Source organism: Microbacterium sp. Bi128 (assembly GCF_918698205.1).
Window position 1 is genome coordinate 1 of the sequence record NZ_CAKKMM010000530.1, and the last position, 3,248, is coordinate 3,248.

Below are 3,248 nucleotides of genomic sequence, written 5' to 3' on the forward strand. Positions count from 1 at the left end.
CGGCCGCCGGAACGAGCAGCCGCAGCCCGGGGTCCTGGGCCGCGGCAAAACCGTCCAGGAGCGCCCCGTGCGCATGGACTGCGCCGTCGGAGGTGCGGACGGCGAGACGTCCCGCCTCCGGATCCACGTGGGGCATGAAAATGTCGCCGTGGGAGCGGACCTCGGCGGCGTAGTCGAGGACGCCGCTGGGCAGTTCACCCGTCCACCGCATGGCCAGTGCCGGCAAAGACACGGCCAGGACGGCGTCGAACCCGCCCGCGGCAGCGCCCGGACCCGGGTCCGCGGTGGCCAGCAGGTCAGCCTCCGCGTCGTCGAAGACCACTTCCATGCCAAGCTGCCAGGCCGCGAGGGCCAGGATCACCGACTTCCAGTGCGCGGGCAGGTCCAGGCGCAGCCGCATGCCCGGTTCGGCGTCGAGTTCGTCCTGCAGCAGGTTGGAAGTCTTCGCGACCCAGTTGTCCAGCACGCGGCCAGAAAGTTCAACCCGTTCCGAATCGGGGCCGTACCAGGTCAGCCGGGGCGCCGTGGCCTGGCCGGACCGCAGCGCTGTCATCAGGTCGATTGCCGGAATGCTCATGCCCTCATCTTGCCACGGCTGTTGTCGCGGCCGATCAATCCCCGGCTCCGTGACGTCCGTCACCCCGGCGGCCCCGGCGTTCGGCGGGGTCCGCGCAGGGCGCGGGAAAATTTCCCGAAAATTCAATGAAAAGCCCCAAAACTGCTCAGTACCCTGATTATTCCGCGGGTTCTCGCGGGAGAGGCGAAAAAATTCCGGGCGTGGCGTGCCTCCACTTTGTGTATCAAGTTGATTATTATCTCCGCCGTGGCTTGACTCCCGGATACTTACACGCGTGTAATTAGTTATCTAAAGCCACTGCACAAAAACCGGCACTCAACCGAGTGTCCAAGGGGGTCTTGCAGTGGCTGCAAATCAGGAGGGGGACGCCATGGGGCTAGCAGAGCGTATCCATGAAGATGCCGTAGTTGCCGGCCAGGCCACGGCGAAATACCGGTCACGCGGCGTGCCGACTGACTGGTACGTAGATCCGGCGGATCCGGACGCAGCTGACCGCTATAACGAACACACCAAGGATTCCCTGCAGGAGGCCGCCACGGCCTTCCTCGCAGCGCACGACGAGCTCCTGTCCGGCCCGGATCATGACACCGATCCCCTCGACCCGCCGATGGAGCTCCATTCGCCCGGTTCCGGTACCGCCGGGCAGCCGGTCTGGATCGGCCTGCCGTCCCGGCAGGAATTCGACGACGAGGGCGAGCTCGGCTGGCAGACCGATGCCCTGTGCGCCCAGACTGATCCCGAAGCCTTCTTCCCAGAAAAGGGCGGCTCCACCCGCGACGCCAAGAAAGTCTGCGGCGCCTGCAATGTGCGTTCCCAGTGCCTCGAGTACGCCTTGTCCAACGACGAGCGCTTCGGGATCTGGGGAGGCCTCTCCGAGCGCGAGCGGCGCCGGCTTAGGAAGCGAGCAGTCTAATTCTTCAAGAAGTACGAGTCACCGCCGTCGTGGTCTCCCACGACGGCGGTGATTTTCTCCCCAGGACCCTTGCGGCGCTGGCGGCCCAAACACGGCCCGCCGACGCCGTGATCGGTGTCGACACCGGATCCCGCGACCACTCCGCCGCCCTCCTTGAACAGGAACTGGGCAAGGCCAACGTCACTGTCTTCGACCAGCCCAGGTCCGGCATGGGTGGAGCCGTCATGGCCGGGCTCAAGGCCCTCGCGCCGTGGCCTGCGGAGGGCTCCGCCGCCACGGCGCCGGGCACCGACTGGATCTGGCTGCTGCACGACGACGCCGCACCGGCGCCCGAGGCCCTGGCCGAACTCCTCCGTGCGGTCGAGCGGGCGCCGTCGGTCACGGTGGCAGGCTGCAAGCAGCTGGACTGGCATGCCGAGCGGCGGCTGATCGACGTCGGGCTCTCCACGAGCCGCTGGGCCGAGCGGCTGACGCTGATCGACGCCGACGAGCTCGACCAGGGCCAGTACGACGGCCGCAGCGATACTTTTGCGGTCAATTCCGCCGGCATGCTGGTCCGCCGCGACATCTGGGAGGAGCTCCGGGGCTTCGATCCGGCCCTGCCCGGCAGCGGCGACGACGTCGACTTCTGCTGGCGCAACCGTCTCGCCGGGCACCGCGTGGTGGTGGTCCCCAGCGCCCGGATGTTCCATGTCTCGCACCGTCCCCACGCCCTTGGCAACGCGACGGCCGCACGCAAGGCGCAGGTGCACCTGCGGCTCAAGCACGCGGCCGGCTGGAAAGTCCCGCTGCACGCGGCCGGCGCCCTCCTGGGCAGCCTCTTCAAACTCGTCCTGAGCATTGCGGTCAAGGACCCGGGGCACGGGTTCTCCCAACTGCTGGCGACCTTTGCCGCGCTGGGCCGCCCGGCGGCGGTGGTCCGCGGACGCCGCAATGCGGCGCGCACCCGCCGGATCCGGCGCTCCGTCATGAAAGGACTGCAGACGCCGCGCCGTGAGGTCTGGGCGCACCGGCGCTCCCTGATTGAGGCGCTCGGCGCCGACGACTTCGGCAGCGAGTTGACAGGTCCCGGTCCGCTGGCCGAGCAGCCCACCGGGAACACCGGCAATGCTGACGATTTCGCCGCCATCGCCACCCCGGACCGCGGGTGGGTGGGCAGCGGTGCGGTGCTGGCCATCCTCCTGACCCTGGCGGTCTCCCTGACAGGGCTGCTTAGCCTGTTCCGGGCTCCGGCCGTCTCCGGCGGCGCGCTGATCCCCGTCTCATTGCGCCTCTCCGAAATCTGGAACCATGCCTCGACCTGGTGGATCAGTCTGGGCGCGGGCCTGCCGGGCCACGGCGACCCCTTTGGCTACCTGCTGTGGGTGCTCGGTGTGCTCGGTGCCGGCGATGCCAACGGCGGCGTGGGCTGGTTGTTGATCCTCGCCATGCCGCTGTCTGCGCTGGGCGCGTGGTTCGCTGCCGGCGCCCTGACTGCCCGCCGGAGGCTGCGCCTTGCGGCCGCTCTGCTGTGGGCCGCGGCGCCGGCACTCCAGGTGTCCGTGAACCAGGGCCGGCTCGGCGCCTTGGTCGCGCACGTCATGATCCCGGTGGTCGTCCTGGCGCTGCTCCGGGCGACCGGCACGGCCGCGGGCCGCGGCATCCATGCCGTCCCGGCCCCGGGGCAGGGACGGCTCATCCCCACGCCGGCCGCCCGTCCCGGCGTCAACGGGACGCCGTCGTGGACGGCTGCGGCCGCCGCGGGCCTCGCCCTGGCCG

The 3,248-nt window shown here is 69.5% G+C and carries 3 protein-coding genes; 2 read left to right on the forward strand and 1 reads right to left on the reverse strand.

All coding sequences use genetic code 11. The annotated features are described in order from the left end of the window. Positions 1 to 577: TIGR03089 family protein (locus LQV45_RS22385; protein WP_230008883.1), on the reverse strand; the 577-nt coding region annotated here is incomplete at its 3' end. 370 nt (positions 578 to 947) lie between these two features. Here LQV45_RS22385 and LQV45_RS22390 point away from each other — a divergent pair. Next, entirely contained in the window at positions 948 to 1,490 is a 543-nt protein-coding gene (locus tag LQV45_RS22390) for a WhiB family transcriptional regulator (protein ID WP_230008885.1), read from the forward strand. A gap of 29 nt (positions 1,491 to 1,519) precedes the next feature. Then, positions 1,520 to 3,248 (forward strand): glycosyltransferase family 2 protein (locus LQV45_RS22395; protein ID WP_230008884.1); only part of this gene is annotated, 1,729 nt, incomplete at its 3' end.

Excerpts from the sequence above, each read along its gene's own strand:
- LQV45_RS22390 (WP_230008885.1), top strand. The coding sequence starts at position 948 with ATGGGGCTAGCAGAGCGTATCCATGAAGATGCCGTAGTTGCCGGCCAG.